General features: G+C 73.1%; 17 protein-coding genes. 9 read left to right on the plus strand and 8 right to left on the minus strand.

Annotation, left to right across the window (positions count from 1 at the left end; genetic code table 11):
* Positions 1-160 precede the first annotated feature (160 nt).
* Together ACYVMZ_RS22050 and ACYVMZ_RS22055 are read left to right on the plus strand one after the other, a co-directional pair.
* Positions 161-2,083 (plus strand): phosphatase PAP2 family protein, encoded by a 1,923-nt coding sequence (locus ACYVMZ_RS22050; RefSeq protein WP_461082245.1) that lies wholly within the window; start codon positions 161-163, stop codon positions 2,081-2,083.
* 93 nt (positions 2,084-2,176) lie between these two features.
* Positions 2,177-3,850 carry a phospholipid carrier-dependent glycosyltransferase gene (locus tag ACYVMZ_RS22055; RefSeq protein ID WP_461082247.1) on the plus strand — a complete coding sequence of 558 codons (1,674 nt, stop codon included), beginning with the start codon at positions 2,177-2,179 and terminating at the stop codon, positions 3,848-3,850.
* Here ACYVMZ_RS22055 and ACYVMZ_RS22060 read toward each other — a convergent pair.
* Both ACYVMZ_RS22060 and ACYVMZ_RS22065 read right to left on the minus strand, forming a co-directional pair.
* Complete coding sequence (locus ACYVMZ_RS22060; RefSeq protein ID WP_461082249.1) at positions 3,831-4,262, minus strand: DUF3662 domain-containing protein; 432 nt, start codon at positions 4,260-4,262, stop codon at positions 3,831-3,833. The two genes, ACYVMZ_RS22055 and ACYVMZ_RS22060, sit on opposite strands and share 20 nt — an antisense overlap.
* Positions 4,263-4,313: 51 nt before the next feature.
* On the minus strand, positions 4,314-4,487 hold the full coding sequence (locus tag ACYVMZ_RS22065; protein WP_461082251.1) for a hypothetical protein: 174 nt from the start codon (positions 4,485-4,487) through the stop codon (positions 4,314-4,316).
* 196 nt (positions 4,488-4,683) lie between these two features.
* Here ACYVMZ_RS22065 and ACYVMZ_RS22070 point away from each other — a divergent pair, with 196 nt between their 5' ends.
* The 4 genes from ACYVMZ_RS22070 to ACYVMZ_RS22085 all read left to right on the plus strand — a co-directional run bounded on the left by ACYVMZ_RS22070 (position 4,684) and on the right by ACYVMZ_RS22085 (position 9,526).
* A complete protein-coding gene (locus tag ACYVMZ_RS22070) occupies positions 4,684-5,601 on the plus strand; it encodes a MurR/RpiR family transcriptional regulator (RefSeq protein ID WP_461082253.1) in 918 nt (305 codons plus the stop codon).
* A gap of 410 nt (positions 5,602-6,011) precedes the next feature.
* Complete coding sequence (locus tag ACYVMZ_RS22075) at positions 6,012-6,392, plus strand: hypothetical protein (protein WP_461082255.1); 381 nt, start codon at positions 6,012-6,014, stop codon at positions 6,390-6,392.
* A gap of 47 nt (positions 6,393-6,439) precedes the next feature.
* Complete coding sequence (locus tag ACYVMZ_RS22080) at positions 6,440-7,006, plus strand: antibiotic biosynthesis monooxygenase (RefSeq protein WP_461082257.1); 567 nt, start codon at positions 6,440-6,442, stop codon at positions 7,004-7,006.
* 105 nt (positions 7,007-7,111) lie between these two features.
* Positions 7,112-9,526 carry a SpoIIE family protein phosphatase gene (locus ACYVMZ_RS22085; RefSeq protein WP_461082259.1) on the plus strand — a complete coding sequence of 805 codons (2,415 nt, stop codon included), beginning with the start codon at positions 7,112-7,114 and terminating at the stop codon, positions 9,524-9,526.
* 90 nt (positions 9,527-9,616) lie between these two features.
* Here ACYVMZ_RS22085 and ACYVMZ_RS22090 read toward each other — a convergent pair whose 3' ends face one another.
* The 3 genes from ACYVMZ_RS22090 to ACYVMZ_RS22100 form a co-directional block, all read right to left on the minus strand.
* Entirely contained in the window at positions 9,617-9,763 is a 147-nt protein-coding gene (locus ACYVMZ_RS22090) for a hypothetical protein (protein ID WP_461082261.1), read from the minus strand.
* Positions 9,764-9,856: 93 nt separating this feature from the next.
* The gene (locus tag ACYVMZ_RS22095) at positions 9,857-10,345 is read right to left on the minus strand and encodes a flavin reductase family protein (RefSeq protein ID WP_461082263.1); all 489 of its coding nucleotides are present in this window, start codon (positions 10,343-10,345) and stop codon (positions 9,857-9,859) included.
* An 86-nt stretch (positions 10,346-10,431) separates the two neighbouring features.
* The gene (locus tag ACYVMZ_RS22100) at positions 10,432-11,061 is read right to left on the minus strand and encodes a peptidoglycan-binding domain-containing protein (protein WP_461082265.1); all 630 of its coding nucleotides are present in this window, start codon (positions 11,059-11,061) and stop codon (positions 10,432-10,434) included.
* 248 nt (positions 11,062-11,309) lie between these two features.
* On the opposite strand from ACYVMZ_RS22100, the gene ACYVMZ_RS22105 reads away from it, so the two are divergent.
* On the plus strand, positions 11,310-11,978 hold the full coding sequence (locus ACYVMZ_RS22105) for a TetR family transcriptional regulator (RefSeq protein ID WP_461082402.1): 669 nt from the start codon (positions 11,310-11,312) through the stop codon (positions 11,976-11,978).
* Positions 11,979-12,183: 205 nt separating this feature from the next.
* Positions 12,184-12,597, plus strand: a complete 414-nt coding sequence (locus ACYVMZ_RS22110) for a Zn-ribbon domain-containing OB-fold protein (protein ID WP_461082267.1) — start codon at positions 12,184-12,186, stop codon at positions 12,595-12,597.
* Between the two features lie 12 nt (positions 12,598-12,609).
* On the opposite strand, the gene ACYVMZ_RS22115 is transcribed toward ACYVMZ_RS22110, so the two are convergent.
* The 3 genes from ACYVMZ_RS22115 to ACYVMZ_RS22125 all read right to left on the minus strand — a co-directional run bounded on the left by ACYVMZ_RS22115 (position 12,610) and on the right by ACYVMZ_RS22125 (position 15,611).
* The gene (locus ACYVMZ_RS22115; RefSeq protein WP_461082269.1) at positions 12,610-13,953 is read right to left on the minus strand and encodes a Gfo/Idh/MocA family protein; all 1,344 of its coding nucleotides are present in this window, start codon (positions 13,951-13,953) and stop codon (positions 12,610-12,612) included.
* Between the two features lie 63 nt (positions 13,954-14,016).
* Positions 14,017-14,403, minus strand: coding sequence for a PPOX class F420-dependent oxidoreductase (locus ACYVMZ_RS22120; protein WP_461082271.1), 387 nt, complete (start codon positions 14,401-14,403; stop codon positions 14,017-14,019).
* Between the two features lie 26 nt (positions 14,404-14,429).
* A complete protein-coding gene (locus tag ACYVMZ_RS22125) occupies positions 14,430-15,611 on the minus strand; it encodes a MalY/PatB family protein (protein WP_461082273.1) in 1,182 nt (393 codons plus the stop codon).
* Positions 15,612-15,635: 24 nt separating this feature from the next.
* Here ACYVMZ_RS22125 and ACYVMZ_RS22130 point away from each other — a divergent pair, with 24 nt between their 5' ends.
* Positions 15,636-16,700 (plus strand): hypothetical protein, encoded by a 1,065-nt coding sequence (locus tag ACYVMZ_RS22130; RefSeq protein ID WP_461082275.1) that lies wholly within the window; start codon positions 15,636-15,638, stop codon positions 16,698-16,700.
* The last annotated feature ends 46 nt before the right edge of the window (positions 16,701-16,746 follow it).

Raw genomic sequence — 16,746 nt, forward strand, 5'->3', positions numbered from 1 at the left:
GCCGGGCCCTCGCCGAGGGGACACGCGCCGGCCGTAGATCTTCACCCGTGCGCACCGAGTGACTCACAAGTCACCAAAGACGCGCACGGTCACGCCAGTTCGCACGACCTGCCACGACCTCCCCGGCCGCACGGCCGAAGCACTCAAGAGAGGCAGACGCATGCCGTCAACCGCCGGGCACCACTCCCCCCCCCCCCCCCCCCCCAACAGAAGGCGCTTCCTGAAGGCCTCGCTCGGCGGGTCCGCCGCTGCGGTGTCCGCCCCGACCTTCGCCTCCTGGCTGGCCGCGGCGGACGCCAAGGCCGCCACCGCCCCGGCCGCGTTCGTCGACGACTACAAGACGAACGTCACGGCCAACCGGACGCCCGAGACCAACGCGGTCGTCCGGATCCTCGGCGGCTTCGCCCAGGTGTGGAAGACCGGCGACGCCTGGAACACCGGAGTGCCCCTCAGGCCCGAGGTGCTGCGCGCCAACATGCGCTACTGCGCCCGCGTCACGGCCGAGCGCACCGAGGAGCAGGCCAGCGAAGCCTTCGTCTACGACCGTCAGCACCAGAGTTACTCGGTGATCGGCGGTCTCGGTCCGCTCGCCGAGCTGTACAAGCAGGGCGCCAGGGCGGTCACGTCGATCACCGGCGCCCCGGACGGCACCCCGCCGGGCAGGATCAGCGACAGCCTGCCCGCCGACGCCCCGGCCGGTTCCGCGCTCGGCGCGGGCTCCTACGACTCCGAGCTCGGCAAGGTCGCCCGGCTGGTCGACACCGTGCGCGGTCCGTTCGCCTCCAGCAACCCCGCCAAGTTCGCCTTCCAGTACCCGCGTCCGTGGCGCATGAACGAGGCCAGCGAGGTCGTCGACACCGGCAGGACGGACGCGTTCGGCTTCCCCGTGTACGACTCGGAGGTGATCGTCGCCCCACAACTGCTGCGCCAGCGCGGTGAGAACCCGGCCGACGACGGCGGCTTCCCCAGCGGGCACACCAACGCCCTGCACCTGGCGGCCCTGGCCTACGCGTACGCGATCCCCGAACGTTTCCAGGAGCTGGTGACGCGCGCCTTCGAGCTGAGCCACACCCGGATCGTGGCCGGCATGCACTCCACCGTCGACGTCATCGGCGGCCGGATCATGGCCACCGCGCTGGCCGCCGCCACGCTGGCGGACCCGGCGAACGCCCGGCTCAAGGCGGAGGCACGCGCCCAGGCCCGCGCCTACTTCGAGGAGCGGACCGGCACCGACGCGCTGTTCTCGTACGCCCACTCGGCGGACCCCGACAGCGACCCGTACGCCGACCGGGACGCCAATGCCCGCCTGGTCGGGCCGAAGTTGACGTACGTGCTGGAGCGGGAGGGACGCAAGGCACCCCTGACCGTGCCGAAGGGCGCCGAGGTGCTGCTGGAGACCCGGCTGCCGTATCTCACCGCGGCCCAGCGGCGCGAGGTGCTGCGCACGACCGCGCTGCCCGCCGGGTACGTCCTGCTGGACGGCTTCGAGCAGTGGGGCCGTCTGAACCTGTTCGCCGCGGCGGACGGATACGGCGCCTTCGACTCCGACGTGACCGTCACCCTCGACGCCACGGCCGGAGGCTTCCACGCGGCCGACATCTGGCGCAACGACATCGAGGGCGACGGCGCGCTGACCAAGCGGGGCACCGGCACGCTCACCCTGACCGGGCACAACCGCTACAAGGGCGGGACCGTGGTCGAGGACGGCGTGCTGGTCGCCGGATCACCCAACGCCCTGGGTGAGGGCGACGTCCGGATCGTGGGCGGCACGCTCCACGTGGACAAGGTCCTGCGGGTGCGCGGCACCTACGTCCAGGAGGGCGACACGACCCTGGAGCTGCTGCTCCGAAAGAACCACGGCCCGGCGCTCTCGGTGGCGCGGCGGGGCGTGCTGGGCCGGGGCAGCGTGCTGGTGCTGCGGCTCGACGCCGAACGCCCGCCCGTCGCCGGGACCGTCGTGCCCGTCCTCCACGCCCCGCGGCTGCGCGGCCAGTTCGACCGCATTGAGCTGAACTCCGACGTGTTGCGGGCCGTACCCCTCTATACGGCGGAAGGTCTGTCGGTACGACTCGTGAAGCGGTAACGCCTCCTGGGCGGGAGTGGGTGCGAGAGTGGGGCCCATGCGGCGCCCCTCGCTCCCTCCCGCCGCCGCCCGGTCGGTGTCACCGCGGGGCGGATGATGGCGCGCGCACAGCACTCGGTCCTGGACCCGGCAGCGCTCCCCCGTGTGACCGTGGCACGGCCGTCCGCCAGAGCGTGGCTCGTGCCCCTCCTCGTGGTGGTGCTGCTCGCCCAGATGGCCTTCGCGATGGTCACCACCGCCGTCCAGCAGACCCCGACCATCGACGAGCCGGTGTACGTCGGCACGGCCGCCGACCACGTGTACGAGCACCGCCTGCGTCACAACCCCGAGCACCCGCCGCTCGGCAAGCTCGTCATCGGCGTCGGGGTGGCGCTCGCCGACCCGCACGTCGATCGATCCTTCGCGTCCTTCACCGGAGGCCAGGGCGCGCTGGGGCGGCATCTGCTCTACGAGTCCGGCAACGACCCATGGCGGCTGATGCTGTGGGCCCGGCTACCGGTCATCGCGCTGACGCTGCTGTTCGGGCTGGTGGTCTTCGTCTTCGCCCGTGAACTGGCCGGTGCGGCGGGCGCGTTGACAGCGCTCGCCCTGTACGGCTTCTCCCCCGACCTCATCGCGCACGGCTCCCTGGCCACGCTCGACGTGCCCGCCGCCGGCTTCGTCCTCACCTCGGCGTGGCTGGTGTGGCGGGCCCGTCGCAGGCCGCGGCTGTTTCTGCCGCTCGCCGGGGTGGCGCTCGGGGCGGCCCTGGCCACGAAGATGAGCACGCTGCCCGCCGTGCCGGTGCTGGTGACGCTGTCCGGGGTCTCGGTGTGGTGCGCCTGCGGTGGCGGGCCGCGCAGGAGGCTGGTCCGGGCGGTCACGGGCGCGGGCGTCGTGGTGCTGGCCGCTGTCGCCGTCGTATGGGCCACGTACCTGGTGGTCGATCCGCGGCTGCGCTGGACGCCGCAGCAGCATGTGCCCACCGTGCGGGGCCTGCGCGGGCTGCTGGTCGAACTGCTGCCGTTCCCGGAGCCGTACCGGGACGGGATGCGCATCCAGTTCCGTCTGGAGAACCAGCCGTGGCAGGGCTTCCTGTTCGGCCGGCTGTACAGCGGTTCGCTCTGGTACTACCTGCCGGCCGCGCTGCTGGTGAAGACACCGCTCGGCACGCTCGCCCTGTGGGCCGCCGGCGCCGTCGCGGTGGTGACGCTGCGGCGGCTGCGGCCCGCGGCACCGTACCTGCTCGCTGCCCCCGCCGTCCTGCTCCTGGCGGCCATGCACGGGTCACGGGACTTCGGGACGCGGTACGCCCTGTTCCTGCCGATGTTCCTCGCGGTGGCGGCGGGCTGCGTCCTCGCGGTGCGGTGGCGGTGGGCACCGCTCGCGACCGGGGTGCTCGTCGTGTTCACCGCGGTCAGTTCGCTGCGGACGTACCCCTACTATCTGCCGTACTCCAACGAGGCGTTCGGCGGACCGGCCAGGACCCATCTGCGGCTGCACGACTCCAACGTGGACTGGGGCCAGGACCTGGGCCGGCTCGCCGACCGGCTCCGCGAGCGCTACCCGGGGGAGCGGGTCTGGCTGGTGTACAAGGGCAGCGGCGTGCCGTCCTTCTACGGCATCCAGGCCTCGGACCCTCTCGGCGTGCCCGCCGACGAGGTGCGCGGGCTGCTCGTCGTGTCGGACTCGGCGGCCGCGAAGGCGACGGGGCGGCTGGCCGAGCTGATCGGCAGCAGCCGTCCGGTCGACACGGTCGGTCACTCGATCACGATCCAGCGCCGGTGACGTGCGGCCCCTGGTCTCCCGCGTGCTGGAAACCCTCGGCGCTCACGTTCGGCATCACACTGCTGGCCACGCGGTAGCGACCGTTGGGCACGTCGTCGGACCTCGTGACGTGCACCGCGAGCGGGCCCGCCCACTGGTAGCCGTTGCGCTCGCCGTGCCGGGCGAGCTGGTCGGTGAGCGCCTGGCCCACGCGGCTGCCGTGGCGCGTCAGTTCCTCGTGCACGCCTTCGGCGAGCTCCACGTCGTAGGCGTTGGGGACGAGGACCCGGCCCGCGGGACACACCACGGCTTTGCTGTCGCACTCGCGTTGCAGGGCGTCGAGCAGTTCGACCGGTTCCTTGTCGAAGACCCGCGCCCACAGGGCCTCCCACCGGTTCTCCAGAACCTCTTCCAGCGCACTCAGTGCGCCCATTCGCTCTCACCTGCCGGAAACGTCGTCGGTCGGATGCGGTGGGCGGGGTGCCTACCGCTCGTCGTAGTCGTCGGGCCGCACCTCGGCCTCCTCCAGTGCCTCGCGCATCGTGCGGCCGGTGGCGCCCGGCGGCCGGGACCCGGACCGCTGCTCGTTCCCGACGGTGTTCTCGAGGACGTCGTCGGTGGTCTCGGTCTTGGCCCGGTTCTCTTCGGGGACGGTCATGACGGGTTTTCTCCTCCGTCTCGTCGTAGTGGCGCGGTCCTGCCGCGTCCGGTAGGGATCTTCTGCGGCGGCGGGTTCCCGCCGGGGCCGTGGCTATCCATCCGCCGGGTCCCGGATGTGCTGCCGCGCGCAGCCCCTGGTCACCACGGTGCGTGAGCTATGTTGAACGTCCGTGGGAGACGAAGGAGGCGCACCGGTGCCATCGCCGCAGCAGGCACGCGCACAGGCATCCGCGATCACCTCGAACAAGGCGGGCCCGGAGGCGGAGGCCTCCCCGACGTCCCAGCTCAGGACCCTCTTCGACCGGCCCCGGCTCTCCCCGGGCCAGCGCCGCATCGCCCAGTACCTCATCGAGCACATCACCGAGGCGGCGTTCCTGTCGATCACGGATCTCGCGGACCGCGTGGGCGTCAGCCAGCCGTCGGTGACCCGGTTCGCCTCGGCGGTCGGCTTCAGCGGTTACCCCGCGCTACGGGAGAAGCTCCAGGCCATCGCGCTCGGCACGCTCGCCGGCGGCCCAGCCGAGGAGAACCGGGGCAACGAACTGCAAGCGGCGGTCGACGCCGAGATCGAGAACCTGGAGAACCTGCGGCGGGACTTCGCCGACCCGAACATGGTGATCGACATCGGCCGCGAACTGTCGGCCTCGACCCCGCTGACGGTCCTCGGGCTGCGCATCTCCGTCTCGCTCGCGGAGTACTTCGCGTACGCCGCCCGCCGTATCCATCCGGACGTACGGCTCGTGACGCGGGGCGGCAGCGTCGCCTTCGACGCGCTGCTGCAGTCCCGCGAGGCGGGCGGCACCTGGGTGCTGGCGTTCTCCATGCCGCGGCACGCCCAGGAGACCCTGAACGCCGTACGGGTCGCACGCGGCGCCGGGCTCAAGGTCGCGCTGATCACCGACCTGGCACTCGGGCCGATCGCCGACGCAGCAGACGTCACCTTCGCCACCGGCACCGGGTCACGCCTGGTCTTCGACTCCTACGCCGCGCCGGGCGTGATGTGCGCGGCCCTGCTCCAGGCCATGACGGACGCGGACCCGGAGCGGACACAGGCGCGGCTGGAGGAGTACGAGCAGGTCGCCGACCAGCACCAGTTCTTCCTCAAGGACTGAGGGCCTGAGGGCCTGAGGCCCCTTTCTCCTCAAAGGACCGCTTTCTCCTCAAAGGACCGCGCAGCGCACACCGGCTCACACCGGTCCCATCCCGAACAAAGCGCGCATGAATGTTTTCATGCGTCTTGCAAACCGGATGGCATATATAAATACTGCTCACGCACCACCCGCTTCGCCCGGAAAGCCGACGGTCCGCCATGCGCACCCTGCACCATTCCCCGCGCGGCCGACACCTGTCCCGGCCGGGCTCCTGCGCGAACACCCGACACCGCCGGCTCCTACCCGCCCCGGCGTCCCGGGTGTTCGGTCGGGCATCGCCTGCGCGACCGCCCGCGGCGGCCCCGGTCATCCCCTAGGCCGGGGCCGCGACCCCGTCGTCCACCCCTCACGACGCCGCACACCCGGAAGCGATGAACATGCCCCTGACGTCCACGCGTATCAGCCCGGACTGGCCCTGCCAGGTCAAGACCCCCGGCAGCTACGACTGGGAGCGCTCGGCGGCCAAGTGGCTGCGCGAGCTGGTGCCGGCGCGCTACGCCAGCTACCCCGCACTCATCCGCCATCCCGTGCTGCTCGCCCGGCACGCCCAGATCCAGGTCCAGCACGAGATCCGGGTCGCCCGCACCGCCCTGCAGACCGCGCGCGCCGACCTGCCGGGGCTCGGTCTGCCCGAGTCTGTCATCGAGCACACCATCAAGCTGTACGCGGCCGAGGTCCTGCAGTTGCAGCACATCGCACGCAGTGTGCGGGCCGTCACCCAGGCCCTGGTCGACCGCAACGCGGGACGCTGACGGGTCCGCCCGGGCATGACCCGCTCCTCGCGTGGCATACGCGGGGGATGAGCACCACCGAAGTCCGGCGGGGCGAGCCGGTGACCACCGTCCTCACCTGGCAAGTGCGCCCCGGCCATGAGCGGCAGTTCGAAGAGTGGACGCGCGGGATCACCGAGTGCGCCCGGCGGTTCCCGGGCAACGAAGGCGTCTCCTGGCTGCGGCCCGAGGACGGCCACCGCTACCACGCGGTGCTGCGCTGGTCCGATCCGCACCGGCTCGCCGCCTGGCTGGACTCCCCGGAGCGCGCGCAGTGGCACCGGCGGATCGAGAGCGTCGCGACCGAGGTCAGCAGCGAGCGCCAGTCCACGACCGGGATGGAGACCTGGTTCAGCCTGCCGGGCACCACCGTGCAGGCCCCGCCCCGGTGGAAGATGGTGCTCACCACCTTCCTCGGCGCCTATCCGTTCACGCTGCTCATCCAGTGGCTGGTCACACCCCGTACGACGGACTGGCCCCTGCCGCTGCGCGCCGCGGTGTTCCCCCTGGTGCTGCTGCCCGTGCTGACGTATCTGGTCATGCCGGGCCTGAGCCGGCTGCTGCGGCTGTGGCTGTACCGGCCCGACGGCCCCTGAGCGGGACGCCGGGGAGGCGTGGGACGGCGCGGACCTGGGGGCGGAAGCGCAGTTCGTGCGCCCAAGCCGGTCATCCCACCCGGTTCCGTGTGCGATGCTCAACGCGTGACGAGCGAGCCCGCTACCCCGGCGGAGACCGGTGCCGCACCGGACCTGGCCGAACTGGCCAAGGTCGTCGCCCGGCAACGTGCCGAGATGGACCGGCTGCGCGACCAGGCGGTGACGTCGGCGGTCGTGGAACGGGCCAAGGGCGCCGTCATGGCACTGACCGGGTGTTCCGCGGAGGCCGCGGGCGAGCAGCTGCTGCAGCGGGCCAAGGCGGCGCGCCGCACGCTGCTGGAGGAGTGCTGGGTCACCCTCGGAAGCCTGGCGCCGCCGCTCTCCGGGCTCACGTCCCGGCAGCCGGAGACCACCGGGGGTGAGGACGCCCGCACCGCGGCCGGCCTCCCGGGGCCGGACGTCCTGTCGGAGGCGACCGCACCGGACGACGTCTCCGCCGCCCTCGCCCGCCTCGGCCAGGCCCTCGTCCGGGTCCGCACACCGCAGGACCTCGCCCGCTGTCTGCTGGAGCACCTCGCGCCCGACATGGGTGCCGACGCGGTGATGATCTACACCGGCAGACCCGGCGGAGGGCTCGAACTGGTCGGGTACGCCGGTATCGACGACAGCCTGGCCACCGAGTGGCATCAGCTGCCGCCGCTGAGCGGGGTCGCGGCGCTGGACGCGCTGCGGACCGGTGAGCCGCGCTGGCTGGAGAACTTCGCCGAGGACAGACAGCGGTACCTGCTGATCGGCGACCCGCCCGAGCAGTGGCGGTCCCGAGCCTGGCTGCCCGTGCCCCCGGGCCGCGCGGCGGAGGTCTGCGTCGGCGTGCTGCGCGGCCGCGGCGGCTCGTTCACCCCCCGCGACCGCGCCCACCTGCGGGGTCTCATGTGGTTGTGCGCCGGCTGGCTGCGCGCGTTCGACGCCCGGCCCGAACCGTCCTCCGGCGCCCCCGCGAGGGCCGTACAGGCGGTGTTCGAGGCGCTGCCGGTCGCGGCGATGCTGCTCAGCCCACTGCGTGCCCGGTCGGGCGAGATCGAGGACTTCCGCGTCGACGCGGCGACTCCGCAGGCGGGCAGCCTGCTGGGCCGCACCGACGCCGACCTGGCGGGGCGGCGGCTGCTGGAGTGCGCGCCGGCCGTGGCGGACGAGCCGCTGTGGCGGGGCTGCCTGCACGCGCTGGCCACGGGTGAGACCTATGAGAGCGAGCCGTACGCCCACCAGGACGTGGTGGACGGCGCCGCCGAGCTGTCCACGTACGCGGTGCGGGTCGCGCGGCTGGGCAAGACGCTGGTCGTCACCTGGGTCCGGCACGGCTCCTCCGACCGGCAGGAGCAGCGGCTGGCGGACCTCCAGCGGCTGGGCAACCTCGGCTGGGCGAACTGGCACCTGACCACGCACGAGGCCTCCTGGTCCACCCAGGTCTTCAGCATCCTCGACCGGGACCCCGCGCGCGGCCCGGTCCCCCTCACCGACCTGCCGGCCCTCGCGCTGCCCGAGGACGTGCCCGTGCTGTCCCGCGCGGTCGAGGGCCTGGTGCGTCAGGGTCGCGCGTTCGACGAGCCGTTCCGCGTCCGGACGGCGCGCGGCGTCCGGCATCTGCGGCTGGTGGCCGAGGCGGTGGCGGACAGCCGCGGTACGCCCGTCGAGGTGCACGGCTTCGTCCAGGACCTGACCGCCCGACGGCGGGCGGAACTGGCCCTCGTCGAGAGCGAGCGGGCGATCCTCACCCAGCACGACGTGCTCCAGGCCGAGCGGACCCTGGCCGCCCGGCTGCAGCACGCGCTGCTCCCCCTGCCCCAGCGGGTGCTACGGCTGGCCGGGCTGCGCGTCGAGGTCGCTTACCTGCCGGAGCAGTCGGGGGTCCACGTCGGCGGCGACTGGTTCAGCGCCATAGAACTCCCCGGCGGCGACGCCCTGTTCGTGGTCGGGGACGTCGCCGGGCACGGCGTCGACGCCGTCGCCACGATGGCGCAGCTCCGCTTCACCGCGAAGGGCATGGTCATCACGGGCTCGTCGCTGACCGGCGCGCTCGCCCGGCTCAACACACTGCTGCTGCACTCCCGTGACTCCCACGGCACCGCCACCATGGTGCTGGCCCGCTACAACCCCGGCGGGCGCCGCCTGGTCTGGGCGCAGGCGGGCCATCCGCCGCCGCTGCTGCTGCGGGACGGGGAGGTGCGCTACCTCGACCGCCCGCGCGGCCTGCTGCTCGGCGCGAGTGCCACGCCCTCCTTCGAGGAGGCCGAGTGCCACCTCGAACCGGGCGACCGGCTCATCCTGTACACGGACGGGCTGGTCGAGCGGCCCCCCGACAGCATCGACCGGGGCCTGGCCCGGCTGGCCGAGGCGGTCGCCACCCACCACGCCGACGGGCCGAGGTCCTTGCGGCCGCTGCTCGAGGCGATGCTGGAGGAGGATCGGCGGGACGACGTGTGCGTGCTGGACATCCGGGTGCCGGAGGGGGCGCAGGAGTAGGACTGCGGGCCGCTGCCTCTCGCTCGTGCCGCTCTATCGCCTCACTCGCCCTCGCCGCTGTGTCGGCGCGTGCGTCACCTCACGCGTGGCTCATTCGTCACCGCGATGTCGCCAGTACCAGCACAGGCCCACGACAAGGGCCAGCAGGAAGACGACGGGCAGCACCAGGCCCGGGATGCGGGAGCCGTTCATCGGCGTGGCCTTCGGTTCGCGGCGGGTGGGGCGCGCCTCGCGCATCGCCCCGGCCCGCTCAGGGTGACACCCGGCGGCCCTCGCTTCACCGCTCCGTGTCCGACACGTTGCCCGGCGTTCGAAATGGGTGGTGCCTGATCAGTCCGCCGGGTGACCGGGTGGGATGGTGAGGGCGTCGTGCAGGCGCAGCAGCGGGCCGTCGTACGCGGGCCGCTCGCCCCACTCGACCGGGTCGAGGACGAAACCGACGTGGTCGCCGCCGCCGGCGCGGGTGACGACGCGGCCGACGAACCAGGCCGGTGCGTCCTCCAGGACGACGGCCCCGCCGTGTGCCTCGTGCCAGCGCACGTGTGCGAACTTGTCCTCCCGGTCGCCGGTCCGTCCGCCGAACAGTTCCGCGAGCGCGCGCTGTTCGCGGGTCAGCAGATGCACGGCCAGGAACTGAGCGGACCGGGCCACCCGGAACGTGCGGTTGACCTCGGACAGCCACACCACGAACCGCACGGGCCGGATGGAGCACTGCGAGGCGAATCCGACCAGGCAGCCGGCCCGTTCGCCGCCCGCGGCGGCCGTGACCACGCACATGTCGGGGTCCAGCCGCCCGATGAACGCATCGATGTCCGCCATGCTCACGCCGCTCCCGTCCCCAGGGTGTACGTCTCCCGGCTTCACCTCACCACGTCGCGCGTGCCCATGCATCCGGCGCGCTGTTTTCAGCCGCCTGTCGCGGTCCGGGACTCCAGCGCGAGGCGGGTGTCGTCGCCGTACACGCCCGTCTCGTCGCCCCGGACGCCGTACCAGAGCTGGAAGCGGGCCACCGCTGCGGTCAGGGTGGCGTCGTAGCGGCCGCTGGCGGAGCCGTCCTGGTAGACGTTCGGGACGCGCAGGAGGCGTTCCTGGAGTTCGGTCACCTGGGGGCCGCTGTCTCCCTCACGGAGGATGCCGGGGTCGGCGGGGGCCGAGGAGGGCGCGGCGGGGGACGGCGCGGAGGGCTGGGGGGCGGGCACCGCACGGTCCTCGGTGGTCCGCTGGGTCAGCAGGAACGCGCTGCCGAAACCGATCACCGCGGCCGCCGCGACGGCGACCACGACGGCCGGGCGACACAGCGCCCGCCGGTCCCCGGGACGGCGGCTTCCCTCCCCGAAGGGCGGAAGTTCCTGCGTCTCGTCCTCGGATCCGGCCGACGGCCCGGGCACGGCGACGGGCTCGTAACCGCCGGGGTCCTGCGGCGGCTCCTCCCTGAACAGCTCCGCGAGCGCGTCGGTGCGGCGGGGGCGCAGGACGAAGATCGGTTCGAGGGGCGGGCCGTCGTGTGGCTGACGGGGTTCGGACGGTGTCGACACGCTGCTCTCCTTCCGTCCCGTGCGGGGCCCGCGTCTGGGGGCATCCGGGGCTCCTGGCGACAAGAGATACGCGGCCGGTGTCCCGGGGGTTCAGCGACTCGCTCAGTGCCGTGGTCGATGGTGTTCCCGCCGATGCGGCGCCGACGAGGGCAGCACTCAGTTCCGCCCTGGAGTGCACTGAGTGCCATGAGGCCCGGTCAGGTGCTACGTTCCCGTCCATGAGCTCCAGCAGTGCCGGTAAGCCGCCCATGCGGGACGCCCTGGTCGCCGCGGCCTTCCAGCTGTTCCTGGAGCGGGGTTACGAGCAGACCACCGTCGACGACATCGTCGCGCTCGCCGGTGTCGGGCGGCGGTCGTTCTTCCGGTACTTCCCCTCCAAGGAGGACGTGGTCTTTCCCGACCACGAGCGGTGCCTGGCCGACATGACGGCGTTCCTCGCCGCGAGCGCCGAGGACGACGAACCGGTGGGGCGGGTCTGCGACGCGGCCCGGGTGGTGCTGCGGATGTACGCGGAGAACCCGACCTTCTCCGTGCAGCGCTACCGGCTCACCAAGCGGGTGCCCGAGCTGCGCGCGTACGAGCTGTCGGTGGTGTGGCGCTACGAGCGCGCCCTGGCCGAGTACCTGCGCGGGCGCTTCGCCGGCCGCCCGGACGGGACCCTGCGGGCCGACGTGATCGCGGCGGCCGTGGTCGCGGCGCACAACAACGCGCTGCGTTCCTGGCTGCGGTCGGACGGGCAGGGCGACGCGAGCGCGACCGTGGACCACGCGCTGGGCTATGTGCAGGCGGCCTTCGGCAACCCGCCCGCGCCGCCCGCCGAGGAGCGGCCCGAGGACGTGGTGGTGGTCGTGTCCCGGCGCGGGGCGCCGCTGTGGCGGGTGGTGCAGGAGATCGAGTCCACGCTCGGGCGGGGCTGAGCGGTCTTCCGTCCCGCGATAGTGAGGGTCTCCCGTCCCCTGTCGAGGATTTCCCGTCCCCGATTTTGAGGGTACGGAGTGCCTTTACGCCTGGCACTGAGTGCCATACCCTGTCGCTGTGCACGGTGGCACGGCGAACCGCGCACGCGCGTGCACGGGTCACCGCGCACGCGGGATTCCGGCCGAGTGCAGGGAGTTGACCAGCGTGTACCACCACTCAGGAAGCGTCGCTCAGCAGGCAGCCGGCTCCGCGACGGGCGTGCTCGATCCCCACGGACGGGACTCGGAGGCCATCCTCTTCCAGCGCTGCACCTGGTGCGGCACCGCCATGTACCACCGCGTGCTGTGTCCGGTCTGCCGGGGCAGCGACCTGCGGACGGAGCGCAGCGAGGGCGTGGGCACGGTCCGCCACTCCACGGTGGTGCACCGCAACACCCCGGCGGCCCGCAACGTGTCCCTGATCGAGATGGCCGAGGGCTTCGTCGTCCGCGGCCGGGTCATGGGCCCGCCCATCGGCATCCACAGCGGCGACCGGGTACGGCTGTCGACCGCCAAGGACCCGGTACGGGGCGAGCCGGTCTTCCAGCTGGTCGACGAGCCGTACCGGGCCTGGACCTGACGGGCGGTCCGATCACCGGATCCCGGGGAGCAGTTCGTCGGTGCGCACCGGCCGCCCCGTCTCGAAGCTGCGGTTGGCCGCGAGGCCGACGGCCAGGGCGAGGGCGCCGTCGCGTTCGCTGGCCGTCGGGTGGGTCGCCGCCCCGGTGTCCGCCGGGCCGGCGGGGTCGGCGGGACCGAAGAGCGCGTCGAGCATGCGCGGGTCGCCGCCGCCGTGCGCCTCGTGAGCGACCGTCAGCGGGATGTCAGCCGGGGGCTGCCACAGCGGGCGCAGGGTGAGGCGGGCGCCGCCCGCGTGCTGGGCGGCCGTGTCCCCGTGCAGCGCGCCGGCCGCCGAGGTGACCCGGGTCAGCGGCGGCTGCCACCGGCTCTCCTCGACCTCCAGCTCCAGCCGCCCGGCGCTGCCGTTGACCATGACCCGGTAGCCCTCCCACGGGGAGTACGCGGTCAGGTGGTACGTCATCGTCGCACCGCCCGCGTACCGCACGAGGACCGCCATGTCGTCCTCGATGGTGATCGGGCCGTCGAAGACGTTGCGGTCGCGCAGATAGCCGTCGTCCTGCTCGGCGTCGAGGTAGAGGGCGCGCAGGGTGTCGTTGGCCGCGAGGTCCAGGGCGTACGGGTCGTCGGCGGCCTCGTCGGCGCCGTGGGCGCGGGCGTAGTCCCGGCGCAGCCCGTGGCGTTCGCCCGCCTCCCGGCCGTAGAAGCCGAGCCGTCCGTAGCCGAAGGCCTCCTCGGGTACGTCGCCGAGCCACCAGTTGACCAGGTCGAAGTGGTGGGACGCCTTGTGCACCATGAGGCCGCCGCTGTTGTGCTTCTCCCGGTGCCAGCGGCGGAAGTAGTCGGCGCCGTGCCGTACGTCGAGGAGCCACTCGAAGTGGACGGACAGAACGTCGCCGACCGCGCCGTCGGCGAGCAGGGCGCGCACCTTCTCGTGCACGGGGTTGAAACGGTAGTTGAAGGCGACGGTCAGGGAGTTGCCGGTCTCGCGGACGGTGTCCAGGATGCGGGCGCAGCGGTCGGCGTCGACGGTCATCGGTTTCTCGGTGACGACCCGGCAGCCCGCCTTCAGGGCCGGGACGATGTAGCGATCGTGCTCCGCGTCGACGGTGGTGACGACGACCTCGTCGATGTCCTCCTCGGCGAGCAGGTCGGTGAAGCGGTCGGGCTCCCACACGGTGGCGGCCGGTACGCCGGCCTCGGCCAGCAGCCGGTTGTGGAAGGCCATCCGGGTCGGGCTGGGGTCGCACAGCGCGGCGACGAGGTGGCCGGGGCGTGTGGCGAGGGCCCGGGTGAACATCTGGGCGCGGTGGCCGGTGCCGACAACTGCCGCGCGCAGGACGGGGGTTCGGCTCATGGGGGTGGCCTTTCCCGTCGGCGGGCCGTCCACTCCCCCGGTTCCGAAAGCGCTTGCTGCGACTCAGGGCGTCAGGGTGACACGTATTCCGACGGTGCCCTCCAGGCCCCGGCGCAGTCGGCTGCCGAGGAGGGTGAGGAGGCCGGTGAGGCCGTACTTGCGGGCGATCAGCCGGCGGTAGCGGGCGGTGGTGGCCGCGTCGCAGAACTCCGCGGTGGCCGGGATCTGGTCGCCGGTCGGGTTGCCGCGCTGGTCGCAGGGGCCGACCAGGACGTCGGCGCGGCCCCGTATCCGCTTCACCTTCCAGGAGTCGGCGGCGGTCCACACGCCGAGGGCGTCCCCGTCGGGTACGACCCAGACCGGGGTGGCGACCGGCGTACCGTTCCTGCGGTAGGTGGTGAGCAGCAGGTACTTGCCCGTGCCGAGCCGGTCGAGCCGCGTGTGGTTCATGGCGGGGAGTCTAGGTCAGCCCCGCTTCAGTCCCGCTCCAGGGATGCCGCCATGCGCCGCACCCCTTCCCTGATCACCTCCGGGGAGGTCGCCAGGTTCAGCCGTGCGTGCCCCGCCCCTCCGGTGCCGAAGGGGATGCCGGAGTTGAGGGCCACCCGGCCGCGGGTGAGGAAGACCTCCGCCGGGTCGTCGCCGAGGCCGAGCGCGCGGCAGTCGAGCCAGGCCAGGTAGGTGGCCTCGCCCGGGCGGTAGCGGATGGCGGGCAGGTGCTCGGCAAGCAGGCCGGTGAGCAGGCGCCGGTTGGCGTCGAGGCCGGCCAGCAGGGCGTCCAGCCAGGCGGTGCCGTCGCGCAGGGCGGCGGTGTGGGCGATGGCGCCGAGGTGGCTCGGGCCGTGCCCGACCTCTTCGGGCAGCCGGGCGAGGTCGGCGGCGGCCCCGGGTCCGGCGAGGGCGAGCGCGGCCTTGAGCCCGGCCAGGTTCCACGCCTTCGAGGCCGACATCAGCGACAGGCCCCGTTCGGCGCCCGGCACGCTCAGGTACGGCACGAACTCCGCGCCGCCGAGGACGAGCGGCGCGTGGATCTCGTCGACGACGACGCGTACGCCGTACCGCTCGGCGAGGGCGGCGACGGCGGACAGCTCGTCGGCGGTGTGCACGGTGCCGGTCGGGTTGTGCGGGCTGCACAGCAGGTAGGCGGCCCGCCGGCCGGGGGCGACCCGACGGAACGCCTCCTGAAGGACGCCGAGGTCGAGGCGCCCGTCCGCGCCGAGCGGGGCCTCGACCACCTGCCGGTCCATGTGCGCCACGAACTGGTAGAACGGCGGGTACACCGGCGGGTTCACCACCACCGGATCCCCGGGCCCGGTGACCAGCTTGAGCATCTCCACCACGCCCAGCATGACGTCGGGCACGATCGCGGTGCGCTCCACGGCGAGCCCGTCCCAGCCCCACCGCTTCTCCGCGAAGGCGGCGAGCGCCTCGGCGTAGGCGGTGCCCGCGGGATAGCCGGTGTCCCCGAGTGCGAGGGCGTCGGTGAGGGCGCGCACCACGGGTTCGGCGAGCGGCACGTCCATCTCGGCCACCCACAGCGGCAGCACGTCCTCGGGGTAGGTGCGCCACTTCATGCTGGTACGGCGTGTGAGCTGGTCGAGGGTGAGGGCGCGCAGCGGATTCGGTTCACCGGACGTCTCGTGCGGGATCCTGGTCATGGGCACACGATAGGGGGCCGTGGTGTGAGCGGAAATCGCGAGAACGCGGGGCGGGGCCTGCCGGACGGGCCGTTCCTGGAGGTCGCCTGCGACGAGTCGGGGTCGGACGGCGAGAACCTCACCGGCGGGAACACCGATGTGTTCGCGCACGCCAGTGTGCGGCTGCCGGTGGCGTCCGCCGCCGCGTCCGTGCGGGAGGTCCGGGACCGGATCCGCTCGCCGGCCGAGGAGTACAAGGCGAACCACCTGCTGCGGGAGAAGCACCGGGCGGTTCTGGAGTGGCTGCTCGCGCCGGACGGGCCGATCCACGGGCACGCCCATGTGCACCTCGTCGAGAAGTCGTTCTTCGTGGTGGACCGGGTGGTCGCGCTGCTGCTCGGTGACGAACCGGCACAGGCGGTCGGCCTGTTCCGCGCGGGGCGGCGGACCTTCGGGGCGGAGGCGTGGGCCGGATTCCTGGCGGCGGCCAACCAGTTGCTGCGCGTGCGCAACGACGGGGAGCCGGACGCGCCCGCCGACGCGTTCTTCGGCACGGTCGACGCGCTGCGGCGCGCGCACGCCCGGACGGCCGCGGCGGCGACGCTCGGCCGGCTCGCGGCGGGCCGGTCGCGCGCGGACGCCTACCGGACCGGGATCCTGGCCGGGCCGACCCTGGTCCCGGTCCTCAATCCGCTGCTGCCGGCGATCATCCGGACGGCGGCCCACTGGAGCGCGGGCGGACGCCCCGTCCTCCTGGTGCACGACCGGCAGAACATGCTGACGCCGGAGCGCATCGCGTGGATCGAGGAGACGGCCCGCTCGGGCGGGATCGTCCTCGGCGGGATGCGGCTGGTCGCCGCGCGGCAGGATCCTCGGGTGCAGCTCGCCGACTTCCTCGCGGGGATCGCCCGCAAGATCGCCTCCGACGAGCTGAACGGCCGGGGGGACACGGTGCTCACCGCGCTGCTGCGCCCGTACGTGGATCCGTCCTCCGTGTGGGGCGACGCCCGCAGCTGGGCCATGATCGCCGCCTCCCCCGGGGACGGCGGCCCGTCGGCGCGCGGCGGGTTGATGTGCGGCACTGCAAAGAGGAGATCGCCCGCACGCTGAACACCGCCGGGCTGGGCCCCGTATGGAAGGAGGGTGCTCAACTCAG

It is taken from the genome of Streptomyces deserti, assembly GCF_054782695.1.

Excerpts from the sequence above, each read along its gene's own strand:
- ACYVMZ_RS22115 (WP_461082269.1), bottom strand. The coding sequence starts at position 13,953 with ATGAGCCGAACCCCCGTCCTGCGCGCGGCAGTTGTCGGCACCGGCCAC.
- ACYVMZ_RS22090 (WP_461082261.1), bottom strand. The coding sequence starts at position 9,763 with ATGCGCGAGGCGCGCCCCACCCGCCGCGAACCGAAGGCCACGCCGATG.
- ACYVMZ_RS22125 (WP_461082273.1), bottom strand. The coding sequence starts at position 15,611 with ATGACCAGGATCCCGCACGAGACGTCCGGTGAACCGAATCCGCTGCGC.
- ACYVMZ_RS22120 (WP_461082271.1), bottom strand. The coding sequence starts at position 14,403 with ATGAACCACACGCGGCTCGACCGGCTCGGCACGGGCAAGTACCTGCTG.
- ACYVMZ_RS22075 (WP_461082255.1), top strand. The coding sequence starts at position 6,012 with ATGAACATGCCCCTGACGTCCACGCGTATCAGCCCGGACTGGCCCTGC.
- ACYVMZ_RS22105 (WP_461082402.1), top strand. The coding sequence starts at position 11,310 with ATGCGGGACGCCCTGGTCGCCGCGGCCTTCCAGCTGTTCCTGGAGCGG.
- ACYVMZ_RS22065 (WP_461082251.1), bottom strand. The coding sequence starts at position 4,487 with ATGACCGTCCCCGAAGAGAACCGGGCCAAGACCGAGACCACCGACGAC.
- ACYVMZ_RS22050 (WP_461082245.1), top strand. The coding sequence starts at position 161 with ATGCCGTCAACCGCCGGGCACCACTCCCCCCCCCCCCCCCCCCCCAAC.
- ACYVMZ_RS22060 (WP_461082249.1), bottom strand. The coding sequence starts at position 4,262 with ATGGGCGCACTGAGTGCGCTGGAAGAGGTTCTGGAGAACCGGTGGGAG.
- ACYVMZ_RS22095 (WP_461082263.1), bottom strand. The coding sequence starts at position 10,345 with ATGGCGGACATCGATGCGTTCATCGGGCGGCTGGACCCCGACATGTGC.
- ACYVMZ_RS22080 (WP_461082257.1), top strand. The coding sequence starts at position 6,440 with ATGAGCACCACCGAAGTCCGGCGGGGCGAGCCGGTGACCACCGTCCTC.
- ACYVMZ_RS22055 (WP_461082247.1), top strand. The coding sequence starts at position 2,177 with ATGATGGCGCGCGCACAGCACTCGGTCCTGGACCCGGCAGCGCTCCCC.